We start from the raw sequence: 15596 nt of genomic DNA on the forward strand, positions 1-15596 counted from the left end.
CACGCCGCGCCAGCGACAAGGCCCTGGCCCTGGAACGCATGCGCCAGGCCGGTGCGCAGATCGTCTCGCGGGAGATGGTCGCCTTCGAGTGGATGGAACGCGCCGGCACCGAGCTGTTCAAGAGCATCAGCCGCGAGTTCATCCGCTGAGCCGGACGCTGCGAACCGACGGGCCGCGACCACCGTGCGTTGCTGAGGTCGCGCCCGACCTTATGTGATGGAGAACCCCATGTCCGACGACCTGGCCGGCTGGCTGGACTGGCTAAGAGCCCACCCCGAACTGCAGACGCTGCTCGCCAGCGCCACGCTGATCTTCGCCGCCTGGCTGTCCAACTGGATCGTCAAGCGCATCCTCGTCCGCGGCCTGTACCACCTGTTGCAGCACACCCGCGAGAACAAGCTGCAGGACTTCGGCGTCATCAAGCGGCTGTCGAACATCGTCCCGGCACTGGTGCTGTCGATCGGCGTCACGACCGTCCCAGGCCTGCCGGAAGGCGCCGTGACCGTGGTGCGCAACGTCTGCGGCGGCTTCATCGTGCTGACCATCGCACTGGCCCTGGGCGCGGTGCTGGACATCATCAACCTGATCTACCAGCGCCGTCCGGATGCGCGCCTGCACCCGATCAAGGGCTACCTGCAGGTGGTGAAGATCGTCGTCTATGCCATCGCGACGATCCTGATCATCGCCACGCTGATCGACCGCTCGCCGCTGATCCTGCTCTCCGGTCTGGGTGCCATGGCCGCGGTGCTGATGCTGATCTTCCAGGACACCCTGCTGTCGCTGGTCGCCAGCGTGCAGATCACGTCCAACGACCTGATCCGCGTCGGCGACTGGGTGGAAATGCCGCAGCTCAATGCCGACGGCGACGTGATCGACATCGCCCTGCACACCGTCAAGGTGCAGAACTGGGACAAGACCATCACCACCATTCCGACGTGGCGGTTGATCAATGAGTCCTACAAAAACTGGCGCGGTATGCAGGAGAGCGGTGGGCGCCGCATCAAGCGCAGCCTTTTGATTGATCAGACCAGCGTGCGTTTCCTGACCGATGAGGAGCGCAATAACATGCGCCGCATCATGCTGATCGACGACTATCTGGCTTCCAAATCAGCCGAACTGGATGCGTGGAACAAGCAGTTGGTCGAGAGCGGTCGTGACCCAATCAACACGCGACGCGCCACCAATCTGGGCACTTTCCGCGCCTATGTGCAGCACTATCTGCGCACCCATACGCGCCTGAACCAGGGCATGACCCAGTTGGTGCGACAGTTGGAGCCGACCCCGCAGGGCCTGCCCATGGAGATCTACTGCTTCACCAATACGGTGGCGTGGAACGACTATGAAGCGATCCAGTCGGACATCTTCGATCACCTGCTGGCCATCTTGCCGGAGTTCGGCCTCAGACTGGCCCAGCAGCCGACAGGAGCGGATGTGTCGGAACTGATGAAAGCCTTGGGGCAGGGCACCAAGGCGCAATAAAAAAGGGGGCCAGTCGCGGCCCCCTTTTCCATGTGCGCGGTGCCTTGGCCTAGAAGCCGTAGGTCACACTGGCGACAAAGCGGTCGTTATGCTGTTCACCCGGAATGTTGGCGTCCGTGCCGTGCCAGCGCACGTCCAGACCCATCTTCGGGGTCACGGCATAGGTCACACCAGCGTTGTAGCCGGTGTAATCAATGTTGTTTTCCTGATCGCGATAGCCGACCTCGACCGAGGCGGTCAGGCTGCGGCCCAAGGGATAGGCGATCTGGGCCGAGACCCCAGGACCATTCCTCGGTACCGCCCAGACCGTCGGGCGAATATTCAGCGCGCAGGCGGGTCTTTACAGGACCTATGGCGCGCATGGCGTCGGCCTTGAACTCGAACGTGCCATCGTCAAAGCCGGTGTCGGCGTCGAGCAATGTCTTGTAGCTGGACTGCAGGTCGAAGTCGAAGCCAGCAAAGCTCGGGCGGGCACCGATCATGACGCCATAGCCCAGTTCCGAACCGCATGTTCAGTGTCTCGAAGGCCGGACCGGCGTAGATCGCGCCGCCTTCGCTGTGCCACAGGGCGCGGCCCCAGACCATGGCCTCGCCATCGGATTTGGAGATGTCACGCGCCCGGTTATCGGTGCCCGCGCCCATGTGGGCTTTCCACGAGCCTGACTGAGCAGAAGCCGCCGTGGCCGATGCGCCGGCCAGCAGGGAGACGGCCAGCGCCGCAGAGATCGCGAAGGGGGTAGGGAAACGCATGAATACTCCACTGCGTCCAGAAGGGAGGCGGCGGGGTAATGGCTTAGCTTGTGGCGCACAAGCTGTTGTAAATACGTAAAAAAGGGAGCGCGAACGCTCCCTTTTTGCGAAACCCGGATCGTCGAGCCGAGGTTTTAGAAGGCGTAGGCCAGACCGGCGACGACAGCGTCTTCATACTGTTTGCCTTGGCTCTGGGCGTCGGTACCGTGGTAGCGCACGTCCAGTTCCAGTTTCGGCGTCAGCATGTAGGAGACACCGATATTATAACCGGTGTAGCTGACCGAATTGGTCTGGTCGCGGTAGCCGAGTTCGGCGCTGGCGTTCAGGCGGTCGGTGAAGTCCCAGCCCGCACGGGCCGAAACCCACGTCCACTGCTTGACCGAACCGGCACCGTCCGGCGAGTGCTGGACGCGCAGGCGACCGCTGGCCGGACCGATGGAGCGCTTCATGTCAGCGGTGAACTCCCACGCGTCATCGTCGACGCCCGGATTGGAATCCAGACGCCATTTGTGGGTGGCGTTCAGGTCAAAATCGAAACCGGCCCATTGCGGGCGCACGCCGCCGCCGATCCCCACTTCGACGTCAGAGCCATTGCTCTTGATGGTTTCAAAGGCGGGGCCAGCGTAGAACATGCCGTCGGCGCTGTTCCACAAGGCCTCGCCCCAGACCGATGGCTTGCCGTCTGACTTGGACGCATCCTTGGAGCGGTTATCGGTGGTGACGCCCGCCGATACTTCCCATGAGGATTGGGCCTGAGCCGCCATCGGAAGGGTAAGGAGAGCAGCAGCCGTCAGGGCTGAGGTCAGGCAGATATTCTTCAGGCGCATGGGGGCTCGCTAAGCGTCTTGACGGGATCACGCTCGCTTAACGGCGTTTTGTGTCAAAATCCGAACAAGCTGATAAAAATTCATCTGTGAGCTGCCTAACTAGCTGTGCTGTAGGCAGCACGTTGTCGATGGCACCGACGCCATGACCCGCCGACCAGACGGTTTTCCACGCCCGTGCCTCATTGCCCAGATCGACCTTGTGGTCGGGCAGGGACTTGGGGTCGATGCCGTTGGCCTGAAGCGATTTGACCATGAAATTGGCGGGAATGCCCGAGACGGCAGGGGTATGCACAATGTCGGTCGCGCCGCTGTCGATGATCATCTGCTGGTATTCCGGCTCGGCCAGCGCCTCGGTCGTATTGATGAAGCGGGTGCCCATATAGGCAAAGTCCGCCCCCATCATGATGGCCGCGGCCACGTCGCGTCCGGTGGAGAGGCTGCCCGCCAGAATGATGGTGCCGTCATAAAAGCTGCGCACCTCATTGATCAGGGCGAACGGGTTGATGATCCCCGCATGGCCGCCCGCACCGCCTGCCACCAAGATCAGGCCGTCAACGCCGGCCTCGGCCGCCTTTCTGGCGTGGCGGACCGTGGCGATGTCGTGGAACACCTTGCCGCCATAGGCCTGAATAGCCTTCACCACATCGGCCACAGCCCCCAGCGAGGTGATGACCAGCGGCACCTGCTCCTCGACCGTGACCTTAAGGTCCTCCATGAGCCGGTCGTTGGTGTGGTGCACAATCAGGTTCACGCCATAGGCGGCCGCGTCGGGCGTCAGGCGCGATTTGATCTCGTGCAGCCACTCCCGATAGCCCTCGGTCGTGCGCTGGTTCAGCGACGGGAAGGTGCCGATGACCCCGCTGTTGCATGCCTCGACGACCAGATCCGGCCCTGAAACCAGAAACATCGGCGACGAGATCACGGGCAGCTTCAGCCCTTTCTGCAGCGAGGCGGGAATGGCCATGGGTATCCTCCGGTGCGTTTTGTTTCGCTACGGATAACATGGTTTGCGGTCAGGTGAAGGCATCTGGTCGCTATTCGATAGCATCTGCGCATCGATGTGGAATGGCCTCAGAAGCGAAGGGCCGAAATCGCCGCTAAAATGATCTCGACCACGGCTATGATTTGAACCGAGAAGCTTCTCATCTTATGTGGACCTGAAACATCAATGCGTTCCAGACCGGCTATGTTCGCTGGTTGAGCGCAAGGCGTAAATCAATCAACGGTATCCCATGTCGCACTATACAGACGGCCTGTCGCAGCTCGGTACGCAGATTGCGGCACCGACCAATCCCGAAGAGGCCGTGCTGGAGCGGGTGCCCAATCCGCACAATGACACCCTGTATGTGGCCCGCTTTACTGCGCCGGAGTTCACCAGCCTGTGCCCTGTGACGGGTCAGCCGGACTTTGCGCATCTGGTGATCGACTATGTGCCGGGAGACTGGCTGGTCGAGAGCAAGTCACTGAAGCTTTATCTGACGTCCTTCCGCAACCACGGTGCCTTCCACGAGGACTGCACCGTGTCGATCGGCCGTCGCATCAATGATTTGCTGCAACCGAAGTGGCTGCGCATCGGTGGTTACTGGTATCCGCGCGGTGGTATCCCGATCGACGTCTTCTGGCAGTCGGGCCCGGCACCGGAAGGCGTCTGGATTCCGGAGCAGGGCGTGCCGACCTATCGCGGGCGCGGCTGATGCGCGTCGGCGCTGATCGGATGTGGAGCGTGAGCCGATGATCGAACAGTACGGCTGGACCGATCATTTCGCGGACGTTTTCAAAGATAAATATGAGCCGTCAGGCTTCATTGCCGGTCGCCTGATCCTGCAACAGCGGGGCAGCTATACGGTTGTGACCGATGAAGGTCAGGTCACGGCCCGCCCGACTGGTCGCCTGCTGCACGAGGCCGACGATATCGGCCAGCCGTGTGTAGGGGACTGGGTGGCGCTGCTGATGGACGAACAGGCCGGCATCGGCACGGTTCAGGCTATCCTGCCGCGCAAGTCCGCCTTGGTGCGCCGCGCTATCGAGGATGCTTCGCGCGCGACGCAGATCATCGCCGCCAATGTCGATGTCGCCTTCATCGTCACCTCGCTGAATGCCGACATGAACCCGCGTCGGGTGCAGCGTTATCTGGCGGCTGTCCGCCAGAGCGGGGCGCGTCCGGTGGTGGTGCTGACCAAGGCCGATCTGGTCGAGGATGCCGAGGACAGGATCGCCGAGATCAAGGCGCTGGACAGCGGCATCGCCGTGGTCACGGTATCCGCTCGAACAGGGGCGGGGCTGGATGATTTCATTTCCCATGTTCAGGCAGGCCAGACCTGCGTGCTGATCGGATCATCGGGGGTGGGCAAGTCCACCCTGATCAATACGCTGCTTAGCGAAGACCGTATGGTCACGCGCGAAGTGCGCGAAACCGACGATCAGGGTCGCCATACCACCAGCCACCGGGAACTGATCGTGCTGCCGTCCGGCGGCATGCTGATCGACACGCCGGGCATCCGCGAGGTTGGCCTGCTCGATAATGAAGAGGGCGTGGCGGAAGTCTTTGACGATGTCGAAGAACTGATGACCCAGTGCAAATTCAGCAATTGCTCGCACACGCGTGAGCCGGGCTGTGCGGTGCAGGGCGCGATCAAATCAGGCAAGCTCAGCGAAGAGCGCTGGACCCATTTCGTACAGTTGCGATTGGAGATGGCCGAGGCCAAGGACAAGATCGATCGCGCCGCACGCGACGTGGAAAAGCGCCGTCTGGCCCAGTCCCAGAAGACCTATCGCGCGACCAAGCGCAACTATCGCGGCATCAAGGACTGACCGGTCTCACGGCCGGTCAATTCCGATCACGCGAATATTCCGCAGATTTATGACCTGTCGGCTCGCGAACGGGCTAGAAGAAGGTTCATAGTCGAAAAGAGATCTCCCATGACCGTCTACACAATCGTCTCCGCCAGCGCTGTTCAGGGCCAGGAGGAGGCCGAGGTCAACTCTCTGACCGACGCATTTGCCAACGAATCCGAGGTCATCGGCTATTCGCGCCGCATGGCCGAAGAGATGGTCGATATGGCCGATCAGCTTCAGCTGGACTTCGATTACAGCAGTGTCGCTGTGTACGAAGGCGACCTGATCGAAGAAGAGCTGACCCCCGAACACGCCGCATTTGTCGGCCTGTGGGTGTTGGATGCTGAAGGTCCGGAATATGTCAGCGCCGCCGAATACGCAGCGGAAGACGCGGATGAAGGCGAAGACGCCTAAGTCCCGAAATCCGGCGATGGAGGCCAAACGCTTCCATCGCCATTTTTGTATCAGCGACGCACCGCCCACGTCACAATGGCGGCCCCTGCGGCCACGATCAGGGCGTCCTCGATCAGGCCGCTGCGGGTCTGGCCGATTTTCTTGATACCCTGTTTGCGCGCGGCCAGCGTGCCATAGGCCAGCGGCACGGCCGTGGCGATGGCGACGGTCGCCCCCTGATGGGCCTTGTTGCGCGGTGCCAGTGCCGCACCGGCGATCCCGGCACTCATCACCCGCGCCAGCAGACCCAGAAATACGGTGCGGTCCGGCGCTGTCTTCATCTTGTCGCCGTACAGTTCACCTGCGCCCATGGCCAAGGCCCCAAACTTGAAAAGCGGATGTTCCAGCAGCCACAGCTTGCCCGGGATTTTAGCGCCCGCCAGTCGGGCACTGGCGATAGCCGCCATAGGGGTCATGGAACGGGCGCTGGCGACAGCACCGATCAGGACGGACGGTAAAAGGCCTTGATGGGTCATGTGAGGGACAACGCGTGGAAGCGCGGACCGGTCGTTTAGGGCGACGATTTTCCTAGCCCGAGACCAAAAACGGTCACATGGTTGGCGCGACTCCACAGGCTAAGACTTTGCGATGATCCTGCCTCTCGAAACCTATGGCCGACGCTTGCTGGCGGGAGCGGAAATCTGGGCAGACCGTTCACCGTGGCGCGGGGTCGCGTTCGAGTTCCTGTGGTTCGGGCTGAAACAGGCGTGGGCCTGCCTGTTTGGCGGTGCGCTTCTGGCGCTGATAATCGGCACCTATCTGTTTTGGCCGTCGGGCAGTGTGGTCAGCCGCTATGATTTTCTGGTGGTCGGAGCGGTGGCCATTCAAGCCCTGATGCTGCTGTTCAAGCTGGAGACGTGGGAAGAGGCCAAGGTCATCTTCCTGTTCCATATCGCGGGCACGGTCATGGAGCTGTTCAAGACCTATCACGGCTCATGGATCTATCCCGAGGACAGCCTGCTGCGGATCGGGGCTGTGCCCCTGTTTTCGGGCTTTATGTATGCGGCGGTGGGCAGTTATATCGCCCGCGTCCAGCGTGTGTTCCACATCGGAGTGCGGCACTATCCGCCCATGTGGCAGACCTATCTGCTGGCGGCGGCCATCTATGTGAACTTCTTTGCCCATCACTGGCTGCCGGATGTGCGGATCGGCCTGTTTATCGCCACGGCGCTGGTTTTCGGACGGGGCTGGTTCTGGTTCAAGACCGACCGCAAGCGCCGTTCCATGCCGCTGTTGCTGGGCTATTTTCTGGTGGCGCTGTTCATCTGGATTGCCGAGAATCTCGCCACCTTTGGCCGTGCGTGGACCTATCCCGATCAGGCGGCGGGCTGGCAGATGGTGTCATGGGCCAAGTTCGGCAGCTGGTTTCTGCTGATGATTGTATCGGTGGTGCTGGTGTCGCTGGTGCACAAACCTGTGCCGGAAGATCAGGCGCGCGCCAATGAAAATGCCCGCCGCTGAGGCGACGGGCGTTTTCAGTCTTCACGGCAGGATTTCGACCCGCTCGGACACTAGGGGGCGGGGCCGCTCCAGCGGACCTTCGGGCAGGGTTCCAATGTGGATGAAGCCCGCAACCTTTTCGCCGTCCTTCACGCCGAACAGGGCCAGCGCCTCGGCATCAAAGCTGTACCAGTCGGTAATCCAGCTGGCGCTATAGCCCAGCGCATTGGCGGCGTGTTCAAGGTTCATGCACACGGCACCGGCGGACAGTTCCTGTTCCCAGACCGGCACCTTATGGCCCTGGATCGGGCTGCTTACGACCAGCACCGTGAGTGGCGGATTGGCCAACTTGCCCAGCACGGCCTTGCCCTTGACCGGATCGGGCAGGCGCCCGGTCATGGCCGTCAGCTTTTGCACCAGATCGGCGCGGGTTTGCGGACCCAGCACCACCAGCCGCCACGGGGCCAGCTTGCCGTGGTCGGGCGATCGCAGGGCCAGCGACAGCAGGGTTTGCAGGTCGTCGCCTTGGGGCGCGGGGGCGGTAAGGTTCTGGGCGGGTGCCGAGCGGCGCGTGTTCAGGCGCTGCAACAGCTCTTCGGAACGGACGGGCAGGGGCAGGGCGCGTGATACATCTTCGGTCATGACACCTAGCTAGGATTTCCGGTGCAGAAACGCCATATCGGCGGGATGAAGATTATCCGACAGATTGATCCGGCATGGGCCGCGGACCTGCCTGAACAGCCGCAGGGGCAGAGTCACGGCGAGGAAACCCTGATCGAAAATCCGTGGCTGAGGGTCACCCGTCATCCCGTCACAGCGCCTACCGGACAGGACGCGGATTATTGGGTGGTGCGCCCCAAGAATGTCGGCACGGGCGTGCTGCCGCTGCATGGGGACGGTACGGTCACTCTGGTGGGGCAGCACCGCTTTGCTTTGATGCGCTACAGCTGGGAAATGCCGGAGGGCGGCGCGCCTATGGACGAGGACCCGTTTGAAGCCATCCAGCGCGAACTGCGCGAAGAAGCGGGCCTTAAGGCCGAGCACTGGGCACAGGTGCTGGATATGGACCTGTCCAACTCAGTCACTGACGAGCGCGCCATCTGTTGGCTGGCGTGGGGGCTTTAGCGAACTGGAGCGCGAGCCTGATCCGACCGAGGTGTTCGCCGAGGCGCGGGTGCCTTTTATGGACCTGCTGGCCGAGATCGAACGCGGCGCGGTGCGCGACAGTTTGACTGTCGCGACGGCTTACCGCGCCTATCATCTGGCGCGGCTCAGCCTCGACCAAGGTGGGGCGGAAGCTTATGTTCTGCCGCGCGAACTGGCGCAGGCCATGCTGGGCAGGTAAGATAGGGGCCAAGCACAGGAAACATCATGGCCAAGCTGGAAGTGATTTCAGGTTCGGGGAACGCCCGCGACAACGACCTTTGGGCGACCCTTCGGGACGCCGCGGAGGCGGCTGCGCGCGAGGAGCCGCAACTGGCTTCCCAGTTGAATGCAGTGATCCTGTCGCACGATGATCTTGGCGGTGCGCTGAGTTTCCAGATCGCCCGCAAACTGGGTGATGCCGAACTGGGGGCGATGACGGTGCGCGAAGTGGCTCTATCGGCCTATCAGGCGGACCCCTCGATTGTGGCTGCCGCCGAGGCCGATCTGATCGCGGTGCAGGAGCGTGATCCGGCGATCCGCAATCTGTTGCAGCCGTTCCTGTACTTCAAAGGGTTTCAGGCGCTGCAAGGCTGGCGCGTGGCGCACTGGCTGTGGGAACAGGGGCGTGACACCCTGGCCTTTCACTTCCAGAGCCGGATTTCCGAACTGTTCCAACTGGACATCCACCCCGCCGCCCGCATCGGCAAGAGCGTCTTTATCGACCATGGCACCGGCATCGTGATCGGCGAGACGGCTGTAGTGGGTGACGAGGTGTCCATGCTGCACGCGGTGACGCTGGGCGGTACGGGGGCCGAGCGCGGCGACCGTCACCCCAAGATCGGCAAAGGCGTGCTGCTGGGGGCCGGTGCCAAGGTGCTGGGCAATATCGAGATTGGTGACTATGCCAAGATTGCCTCGGGCTCGGTGGTGCTGAAGCCTGTACCGGCAGGCTGCACGGCGGCGGGCGTTCCGGCGCGCATCGTCAACTGCCCGACCGACGCCACCCCTGCGCGGACCATGGACCACACCTTGGCCGACATTGTGTATGATTTCGTGATCTGATCACGCCCAGACATGCCTGTGGACGCATGCGCTGCGGGCTTTTCATTCGCGGGCGGCTTCTCTAGGGTCCGCCGCTAACACGTAGAACGAGGCCATCCCCGTGAAAGAATCCGATCTCAAGCGCGTCGAGACCCACCTGAAGCGCACCTTCAACCACGGTGGTATCAAGGTGAAGGCCCGCAAGGTTGCCGACTCTGCCGAAGTCTATGTCGATGACGAGTTCATCGGCGTGGTCTTCGAAGACGAAGACGAGGCTGGCTCCTTCATGTTCGAAATGGCCATCCTGTCGGAAGATCTGGAAGGCTGATCCCCTCTCGGGCTTCGACATACAAAAAGGGCCGGTGGTTTTGCCACCGGCCCTTTGTCTTTGGGGCTTAGCGTTTGAAGACGCCCCGCAGTCGCTCGAACAAGCCCGGCTTCTTCTCGGGTGCAGGTGGCGGGCTGGGCTCGACCTGCGGACGCACCTCGGGGGCATCGGGGATGGTGTCGATGGTGTCGGCCTTGATGGCGGGCTTGGGCTTGGCTGCAGTGGACGTGGCCCGCACCGGAGCAGAGGCTGCGGTCGGCTTGGCGACGGGTGCGACGACGGCGTCTTCGGTCTTGGACTTGCTGCCAGCGGCGCGGGTCGGGGTCTTGCGGGTACCGGCCGGCTTGGCGCCCGTACTCTTGGAGGTGACGCTCTTAGACGTGGTGCTCTTGGAGCCGGTCTTGGCGGCAGCCGGTTTGGCGGCGGTGGCCTTTGCCGCCGGAGCCTTGGTGGCCGCCGGCTTGGCCGAGGTGGTTTTTGCAGCGGCGGCTTTGGCGGTGGTTGTCTTTGCGGCAGCGGGCGGCATGGCCGTCGCGGGCTTGGCCTCGGCCGCTTTCGGTGCTGCCGCCTTCGATGCAGACGCGGTCTTGGCGGCCGCGGGTTTGGCAGCAGTGGTGGCCGCAGCGGTTACGGCCGGTTTGGCTGCGGCTTTGGTGGTCTTGGCCGGCGCTTTGGCGGTTTTTGCTTCATCTGCAGCCGGTTTTGCGGCAGAAGCCTTCGACTTCGTCGCGGCTTTGGGTTTGGAAGCGCTTGCGGCCGCTTTGGGTGCGGCGGACTTGGATTCCGTTGGTGCCTTGGCCATGTATTCCCAACCCCCTGATTGGTCGCGGCGGAACGACCCGCCTACGTGTGTGTCCTCTCTCTGTTATCATATCGGTGATTTTTGGAAATGTCGGAATCTGCTCTTCAAGTGATTGCTCGCGGTTTGCGTGCTCCGGCCGAGGCTGGCGCGTCTGCGATCGATGCCGACGTCCTGCTGGAAGGCGCGACCTATTCCATTCTCGAGGAAGACGAGGACAAGGGCATCTGGCGCATCGACGCCTTCCCGACCACTGACGAGGAAGCCAAGGGCATCGAGGCCCATTTGCGCGCCATCGACGGTCTGGAAGTCATCGTCGAGAAGCTGGCCGATGCCGACTGGCTGGCCATGAGTTTGTCGGGCCTGCCGCCGGTCAAGGCGGGGCGCTTCTTCGTCTATGGCGCACACGATCAGGGCAAGGTGCCCGAGGGCCGCGTGACGCTGAAGATCGACGCGGGCGCAGCCTTCGGCACCGGCCACCACGGCACGACCGTCGGCTGCCTCCAGGCCTTCGACGTTCTTCTGGACAAGGGCGAGACCTTCGAGAAGGTTCTGGACGTGGGCTGTGGCACCGGCGTGCTGGCCATTGCAGCGGCCAAGACCGGTACCCCGATTGCCGTCGGCACCGACATTGACGAAGCCTCCGCCCGCATCGCCAATGAGAATGCCGAGATCAACGACGCCAAATGCGAGTTCTATTTTGCCAGCGGTCTGAACGACGCCCGCGTCGCCCAGCACATGCCGTATGATCTGGTGTTCGCCAATATTCTGGCGGCACCGCTGGTCGAACTGGCCCCCGAGATTGCCCAGTCGCTGAAGAAGGGTGGCGTGGCGATTCTGTCCGGCCTGTTGAAGACGCAGGAGGAACGTATCCTCGACGCCTATCGTCCGTTGGGTTTTGTCGTCGAACAGACCATCCACAACGACGCCTGGTCCGCCCTGCAACTGCGCAAGGCCTAAGACCTTGAGAGCGGGGGCTTCGGCCCCCGTTTTTTATTGGCGGTTTTGCGTCGTCTGCCTCTGGAATACGCGGTTCCTCAGGCGTAGTCAGGAGGCATGAGACAGCATTTCGACGAAACCACCGATCCTTCGTTTGGCGCAAAGCACCTGCCGCTAGTGCGGGCCGAAATGGCGAAACAGGGCCTTGATGGCCTGTTGGTGCCGCACGAAGACGAGCACCAGAACGAATACTTGCCCGATGCCAACGAGCGTCTGGCATGGGTGACGGGCTTCACCGGTTCGGCCGGTGCGGGCGTGGTGTTTGCCGACAAGGCCGCTGTTTTCGTCGATGGCCGCTACACGGTTCAGGTGAAGGCCCAGACCGACGACGCATTGTTCTCGCGCGTTCCGCTGGGCGAACAAAACAAGTGGTTGTCCGAAAACCTCAAGGCCGGTCAGGTCATCGGCTATGACCCGCGCCTGCACAGCCCCGATGCGCTGGACGCCATTCGCGCCGCCGTCGAAAAGGCTGGCGGTTCGCTAAAGGCCGTTGAGGGAAATCCCATTGATCTGGCGTGGAGCGACCGCCCGAGCCAGCCTCAGGCTCCGGTCGTTCCGCATCCCGAAGAATACGCTGGTGAAAGTGCCGCCTCCAAGCGCGCCCGCATCGGTGAGGCAATTGCAGACAAGGGCGCAGACGTAGCTGTCCTGACCGCACCGTCGTCTCTGGCGTGGTTGTTCAACATCCGTGGCGGTGACGTGATCCGCACCCCGTTGCCTTTGGGGCAGGCGATTGTTCGTGCAGACGGTTCGGCCAGCATCTTCCTCGATCCGGCCAAGGTCACTAATGAGCTGCCCGCATGGCTGGGCGATTCTGTGGTTCTGGAAGCACCGGAAGCTCTCGAAGGCGCACTGGCCAAGCTGTCGGGCCAGAAGGTGATGATCGATCCGGCCATTTCCTCGGCCTGGTATTTCGAACAGCTTCACGGTGCAGGTGCCAAGATTGTCCGCGCCATGGACCCGTGCGCCATTCCGCGCGCTTGCAAGAACGAAGTCGAGATAGAGGGCAGCCGCCGTGCCCATATCCGCGACGGTGCGGCTCTGACGCGCTTCCTTCACTGGGTCGATACGGTGGCTCAGGAGGAACTGCCGGACGAACGCGAAGTGGTCGAGGCACTGGAGCGTTTCCGCGAGGCCACGGGCGAACTGAAAGACCTGTCGTTCGACACCATCGCGGGCGTGGCCGCCAACGGTGCCCTGCCGCACTACAAACCGGTCGGCTCGACCATCCGCAAGATGGAGCAGGGCAGCCTGCTGTTGGTGGACGGCGGCGGCCAGTATCTGGACGGCACCACGGACGTGACCCGTACCATGGCCATCGGCGAGGGCACCGATGAACAGCGCCGTATGTTCACGCTGGTCCTCAAGGGCCACATCGCCATGGCGACCATCCGCTTCCCTGCGGGCGTCTCGGGCATGCACCTCGATGCCATCGCCCGCCAGCACCTGTGGAACGCCGGATTCGACTATGATCACGGCACCGGCCACGGCGTCGGCTCCTACCTCGGTGTCCACGAAGGCCCTCAGCGTATCGCCAACTGGGGCACCACCCAGCCTCTGCTGACGGGCATGATCCTGTCGAACGAGCCGGGCTATTACCGCGAAGGTACGTGGGGCATCCGTATCGAAACCCTGCAAGTCGTCACCGCGCCGTCGGTGCCGGAAGGCGGCGAGCGCCCGATGCATGGCTTCGAGCAACTCACGCTTGCCCCGCTGGATCGCAAACTGATCGACGCGAACCTGCTAACCCCGCAGGAGCGCCAGTATGTCGACGACTATCACGCCGAGGTGCTGGCCAAGGTCGGGCCATTGCTGGCCGATGGCGTCCAGAAGGATGAGGCGGCTCTGGCCTGGCTGAAAGAGCAGACGCGTCCGCTGTAATCCATGCTTTCTGCCATAGCCCTTTTGCTGGCCTGCCAACTGGCGGGTGAGGCTGCCCACCGGTTCCTCGGCGTGCCGATACCGGGGGCAGTGATCGGCATGGGGCTGCTACTGGCCTGGCTGGCGCTGGTGCGTCGTGAGCGACCGTCGCTGGAATCGGTGACGGGCTGGCTGACGACGCATATGGCCATTCTGTTCGTTCCTGCCGCCGTCGGAGTGATGCAGGAAGGCGAAGTCCTCAAGGCGCACGGGCTGGCTATTGTTCTGGCGACGGTGGTTTCCACCGTGCTGACCATCGTTGTGACCGCGCTGGTCTTCACTTGGGCTATCCGCCTTTTCAAACCGGACGAGGATGGGACCGAGGAGGGCAGGGTGCCGTGAGCAACGCCTTCGTGACCTTACTATGGATGGCTGCAACCTTGTTGGTGTTTGCCGGATTTGACCGTGTGTCAAAGCGGTTTGGCCGGCCACCCTTGCTCCACCCCGTCCTGTGGTCGGTGCCGGTGCTGATGGCCGCATTGTGGGCCACGCGCACGCCCTACGCCGTCTATGCCGATGCAACGCGCTTCATCACATTCCTGCTGGGTCCGGCAGTGGTCTGTATGGCCGTGCCTATCTGGGCGCAGCGCGCGACGATCCGCAGGCTAGCGCTACCCGTAGGACTGGCTCTTATGGCCGGATCACTAACGGCCATTGTCTCGGCGGTCGGGATCGTTTGGGCCTTTGGTGCGCCCGAGGCCGTGCTGGCGAGTATGGCCCCTCGCGCCGCGACTTCGCCCGTCGGCATGGCCGTTGCGGAAACGCTGGGCGGCATTCCGGCGCTGGCGGCGGTGATTATCGTCTTTTCCGGAGTGTTGGGGGCGATGATCGCGACGCCGCTGCTGAACCTGATGCGGATGAAGGACTATCGCGTGCGGGGCTTTGCTGTCGGGGTGTCGGCTCACGGCGTCGGCTCGGCCCGCGCCTTTCAGGTCAGCAAGGTGGCAGGGGCCTATGCCGGTTTGGGGATGGCCTTGAACGCCGTGATGACGACCGTACTGTTGTCGATCTTTGCAGCCCTGATCTGAGCCATCAAAAAAGCCCCCGCAGTGGTCCTGCGGGGGCTTTTCATTTCGGGGCCTTGGCGTGGCTTACTGCACGCGGGTCCAGGTCTGGGTCTTGCACAGCGGGGCGACAATGCAGCCGCGCAGACGCAGGGTGTTGTCATTGGTCATGGTGATGGTGCCGCGATAGGTGCCACCATCCTCGGGGTTATAGACCGAGCCACCGCGCCATTCGGTCGGACCGCCCGTAAAGCCCGACAGCATGCGAAGGCCGCGCAGGGTGCGGGTGCGCTGGCTTTCGTCCTTGTTGCGAATGTCGCGTTGATCCGGATTGGCGCGGATCTGGGCAGAGGTGACGAGCGTGCCGCACAGGGCGCTGCCGCAGCGTTCGATGCGGACCTGACCGCCATTGGTCGGGGTTTGCCACAGGCCGGTCGGATCACCCGCCAGAGCCGGTGCTGCAAATGCGGAAACGGCCAAAGCCGCGGCGGCGAAAATCGTGGTCTTCATGGTGCGTACTTCCCATTGGCCGGATCACGGGGAGATGGATCCGTTGCCTACAGGTTGCGACCGGA

21 protein-coding genes are annotated in these 15596 nt (G+C 62.7%); 13 read left to right on the forward strand and 8 right to left on the reverse strand.

What is annotated here, in order from left to right; all coding sequences use genetic code 11:
- Nucleotides 1-228: 228 nt before the first annotated feature.
- The gene (locus B3B04_RS11225; RefSeq protein ID WP_292043029.1) at nt 229-1479 is read left to right on the forward strand and encodes a mechanosensitive ion channel family protein; all 1251 of its coding nucleotides are present in this window, start codon (nt 229-231) and stop codon (nt 1477-1479) included.
- 49 nt (nt 1480-1528) lie between these two features.
- On the opposite strand, the gene B3B04_RS11230 is transcribed toward B3B04_RS11225, so the two are convergent.
- The 4 genes from B3B04_RS11230 to B3B04_RS11245 all read right to left on the reverse strand — a co-directional run bounded on the left by B3B04_RS11230 (nt 1529) and on the right by B3B04_RS11245 (nt 4020).
- On the reverse strand, nt 1529-1732 hold the full coding sequence (locus B3B04_RS11230) for a hypothetical protein (RefSeq protein ID WP_292043031.1): 204 nt from the start codon (nt 1730-1732) through the stop codon (nt 1529-1531).
- Between the two features lie 140 nt (nt 1733-1872).
- Nucleotides 1873-2229, reverse strand: coding sequence for a hypothetical protein (locus tag B3B04_RS11235; protein ID WP_292043033.1), 357 nt, complete (start codon nt 2227-2229; stop codon nt 1873-1875).
- 134 nt (nt 2230-2363) lie between these two features.
- The gene (locus tag B3B04_RS11240; RefSeq protein WP_292043034.1) at nt 2364-3056 is read right to left on the reverse strand and encodes a TorF family putative porin; all 693 of its coding nucleotides are present in this window, start codon (nt 3054-3056) and stop codon (nt 2364-2366) included.
- Nucleotides 3057-3093: 37 nt separating this feature from the next.
- The gene (locus tag B3B04_RS11245) at nt 3094-4020 is read right to left on the reverse strand and encodes an NAD(P)H-dependent flavin oxidoreductase (protein ID WP_292043036.1); all 927 of its coding nucleotides are present in this window, start codon (nt 4018-4020) and stop codon (nt 3094-3096) included.
- Between the two features lie 268 nt (nt 4021-4288).
- Here B3B04_RS11245 and queF point away from each other — a divergent pair, with 268 nt between their 5' ends.
- From queF to B3B04_RS11260, 3 genes are all read left to right on the forward strand, one after another.
- Nucleotides 4289-4750 (forward strand): preQ(1) synthase, encoded by a 462-nt coding sequence (gene queF / locus B3B04_RS11250; RefSeq protein WP_292043037.1) that lies wholly within the window; start codon nt 4289-4291, stop codon nt 4748-4750.
- A 37-nt stretch (nt 4751-4787) separates the two neighbouring features.
- Entirely contained in the window at nt 4788-5867 is a 1080-nt protein-coding gene (gene rsgA, locus B3B04_RS11255; protein ID WP_292043038.1) for a ribosome small subunit-dependent GTPase A, read from the forward strand.
- A gap of 108 nt (nt 5868-5975) precedes the next feature.
- The gene (locus tag B3B04_RS11260; RefSeq protein WP_292043041.1) at nt 5976-6305 is read left to right on the forward strand and encodes a hypothetical protein; all 330 of its coding nucleotides are present in this window, start codon (nt 5976-5978) and stop codon (nt 6303-6305) included.
- A 50-nt stretch (nt 6306-6355) separates the two neighbouring features.
- Here B3B04_RS11260 and B3B04_RS11265 read toward each other — a convergent pair whose 3' ends face one another.
- Entirely contained in the window at nt 6356-6820 is a 465-nt protein-coding gene (locus tag B3B04_RS11265) for a hypothetical protein (protein ID WP_292043044.1), read from the reverse strand.
- A 112-nt stretch (nt 6821-6932) separates the two neighbouring features.
- Here B3B04_RS11265 and B3B04_RS11270 point away from each other — a divergent pair, with 112 nt between their 5' ends.
- Nucleotides 6933-7805: a DUF817 domain-containing protein gene (locus B3B04_RS11270; RefSeq protein ID WP_292043046.1), complete on the forward strand. Its 873-nt coding sequence runs from the start codon at nt 6933-6935 to the stop codon at nt 7803-7805.
- 21 nt (nt 7806-7826) lie between these two features.
- Here B3B04_RS11270 and B3B04_RS11275 read toward each other — a convergent pair whose 3' ends face one another.
- On the reverse strand, nt 7827-8426 hold the full coding sequence (locus tag B3B04_RS11275) for a nitroreductase family protein (protein ID WP_292043047.1): 600 nt from the start codon (nt 8424-8426) through the stop codon (nt 7827-7829).
- Between the two features lie 21 nt (nt 8427-8447).
- Between B3B04_RS11275 and B3B04_RS11280 the strand changes: the two genes are divergently transcribed.
- From B3B04_RS11280 to B3B04_RS11295, 4 genes are all read left to right on the forward strand, one after another.
- Nucleotides 8448-8909, forward strand: coding sequence for an NUDIX domain-containing protein (locus B3B04_RS11280; RefSeq protein ID WP_292043049.1), 462 nt, complete (start codon nt 8448-8450; stop codon nt 8907-8909).
- Nucleotides 8910-8967: 58 nt separating this feature from the next.
- Entirely contained in the window at nt 8968-9129 is a 162-nt protein-coding gene (locus B3B04_RS11285) for a hypothetical protein (protein ID WP_292043050.1), read from the forward strand.
- A 26-nt stretch (nt 9130-9155) separates the two neighbouring features.
- The gene (cysE, locus tag B3B04_RS11290; protein WP_292043051.1) at nt 9156-9992 is read left to right on the forward strand and encodes a serine O-acetyltransferase; all 837 of its coding nucleotides are present in this window, start codon (nt 9156-9158) and stop codon (nt 9990-9992) included.
- Between the two features lie 100 nt (nt 9993-10092).
- The gene (locus tag B3B04_RS11295; RefSeq protein ID WP_292043053.1) at nt 10093-10299 is read left to right on the forward strand and encodes a DUF3126 family protein; all 207 of its coding nucleotides are present in this window, start codon (nt 10093-10095) and stop codon (nt 10297-10299) included.
- A gap of 67 nt (nt 10300-10366) precedes the next feature.
- On the opposite strand, the gene B3B04_RS11300 is transcribed toward B3B04_RS11295, so the two are convergent.
- Complete coding sequence (locus B3B04_RS11300; RefSeq protein ID WP_292043055.1) at nt 10367-11101, reverse strand: hypothetical protein; 735 nt, start codon at nt 11099-11101, stop codon at nt 10367-10369.
- An 87-nt stretch (nt 11102-11188) separates the two neighbouring features.
- Here B3B04_RS11300 and B3B04_RS11305 point away from each other — a divergent pair, with 87 nt between their 5' ends.
- From B3B04_RS11305 to B3B04_RS11320, 4 genes are all read left to right on the forward strand, one after another.
- The gene (locus tag B3B04_RS11305) at nt 11189-12058 is read left to right on the forward strand and encodes a 50S ribosomal protein L11 methyltransferase (protein ID WP_292043056.1); all 870 of its coding nucleotides are present in this window, start codon (nt 11189-11191) and stop codon (nt 12056-12058) included.
- A 96-nt stretch (nt 12059-12154) separates the two neighbouring features.
- Nucleotides 12155-13978: an aminopeptidase P family protein gene (locus tag B3B04_RS11310; protein WP_292043058.1), complete on the forward strand. Its 1824-nt coding sequence runs from the start codon at nt 12155-12157 to the stop codon at nt 13976-13978.
- A gap of 3 nt (nt 13979-13981) precedes the next feature.
- Nucleotides 13982-14359: a CidA/LrgA family protein gene (locus tag B3B04_RS11315; RefSeq protein WP_292043060.1), complete on the forward strand. Its 378-nt coding sequence runs from the start codon at nt 13982-13984 to the stop codon at nt 14357-14359.
- The gene (locus tag B3B04_RS11320) at nt 14356-15045 is read left to right on the forward strand and encodes an LrgB family protein (protein WP_292043062.1); all 690 of its coding nucleotides are present in this window, start codon (nt 14356-14358) and stop codon (nt 15043-15045) included. The genes B3B04_RS11315 and B3B04_RS11320 overlap by 4 nt, the downstream gene beginning before the upstream one ends.
- 63 nt (nt 15046-15108) lie before the next feature.
- Here B3B04_RS11320 and B3B04_RS11325 read toward each other — a convergent pair whose 3' ends face one another.
- Entirely contained in the window at nt 15109-15531 is a 423-nt protein-coding gene (locus B3B04_RS11325) for a DUF2147 domain-containing protein (protein ID WP_292043064.1), read from the reverse strand.
- Between the last annotated feature and the right edge of the window lie 65 nt (nt 15532-15596).

It is taken from the genome of Brevundimonas sp. UBA5713, from assembly GCF_002419815.1.
GTDB lineage: Bacteria > Pseudomonadota > Alphaproteobacteria > Caulobacterales > Caulobacteraceae > Brevundimonas.

Excerpts from the sequence above, each read along its gene's own strand:
- B3B04_RS11225 (WP_292043029.1), top strand. The coding sequence starts at position 229 with ATGTCCGACGACCTGGCCGGCTGGCTGGACTGGCTAAGAGCCCACCCC.
- B3B04_RS11235 (WP_292043033.1), bottom strand. The coding sequence starts at position 2,229 with ATGCGTTTCCCTACCCCCTTCGCGATCTCTGCGGCGCTGGCCGTCTCC.
- B3B04_RS11240 (WP_292043034.1), bottom strand. The coding sequence starts at position 3,056 with ATGCGCCTGAAGAATATCTGCCTGACCTCAGCCCTGACGGCTGCTGCT.
- B3B04_RS11245 (WP_292043036.1), bottom strand. The coding sequence starts at position 4,020 with ATGGCCATTCCCGCCTCGCTGCAGAAAGGGCTGAAGCTGCCCGTGATC.
- queF (WP_292043037.1), top strand. The coding sequence starts at position 4,289 with ATGTCGCACTATACAGACGGCCTGTCGCAGCTCGGTACGCAGATTGCG.
- rsgA (WP_292043038.1), top strand. The coding sequence starts at position 4,788 with ATGATCGAACAGTACGGCTGGACCGATCATTTCGCGGACGTTTTCAAA.
- B3B04_RS11260 (WP_292043041.1), top strand. The coding sequence starts at position 5,976 with ATGACCGTCTACACAATCGTCTCCGCCAGCGCTGTTCAGGGCCAGGAG.
- B3B04_RS11265 (WP_292043044.1), bottom strand. The coding sequence starts at position 6,820 with ATGACCCATCAAGGCCTTTTACCGTCCGTCCTGATCGGTGCTGTCGCC.
- B3B04_RS11270 (WP_292043046.1), top strand. The coding sequence starts at position 6,933 with ATGATCCTGCCTCTCGAAACCTATGGCCGACGCTTGCTGGCGGGAGCG.
- B3B04_RS11275 (WP_292043047.1), bottom strand. The coding sequence starts at position 8,426 with ATGACCGAAGATGTATCACGCGCCCTGCCCCTGCCCGTCCGTTCCGAA.
- B3B04_RS11285 (WP_292043050.1), top strand. The coding sequence starts at position 8,968 with ATGGACCTGCTGGCCGAGATCGAACGCGGCGCGGTGCGCGACAGTTTG.
- cysE (WP_292043051.1), top strand. The coding sequence starts at position 9,156 with ATGGCCAAGCTGGAAGTGATTTCAGGTTCGGGGAACGCCCGCGACAAC.
- B3B04_RS11300 (WP_292043055.1), bottom strand. The coding sequence starts at position 11,101 with ATGGCCAAGGCACCAACGGAATCCAAGTCCGCCGCACCCAAAGCGGCC.
- B3B04_RS11305 (WP_292043056.1), top strand. The coding sequence starts at position 11,189 with ATGTCGGAATCTGCTCTTCAAGTGATTGCTCGCGGTTTGCGTGCTCCG.
- B3B04_RS11310 (WP_292043058.1), top strand. The coding sequence starts at position 12,155 with ATGAGACAGCATTTCGACGAAACCACCGATCCTTCGTTTGGCGCAAAG.
- B3B04_RS11315 (WP_292043060.1), top strand. The coding sequence starts at position 13,982 with ATGCTTTCTGCCATAGCCCTTTTGCTGGCCTGCCAACTGGCGGGTGAG.
- B3B04_RS11325 (WP_292043064.1), bottom strand. The coding sequence starts at position 15,531 with ATGAAGACCACGATTTTCGCCGCCGCGGCTTTGGCCGTTTCCGCATTT.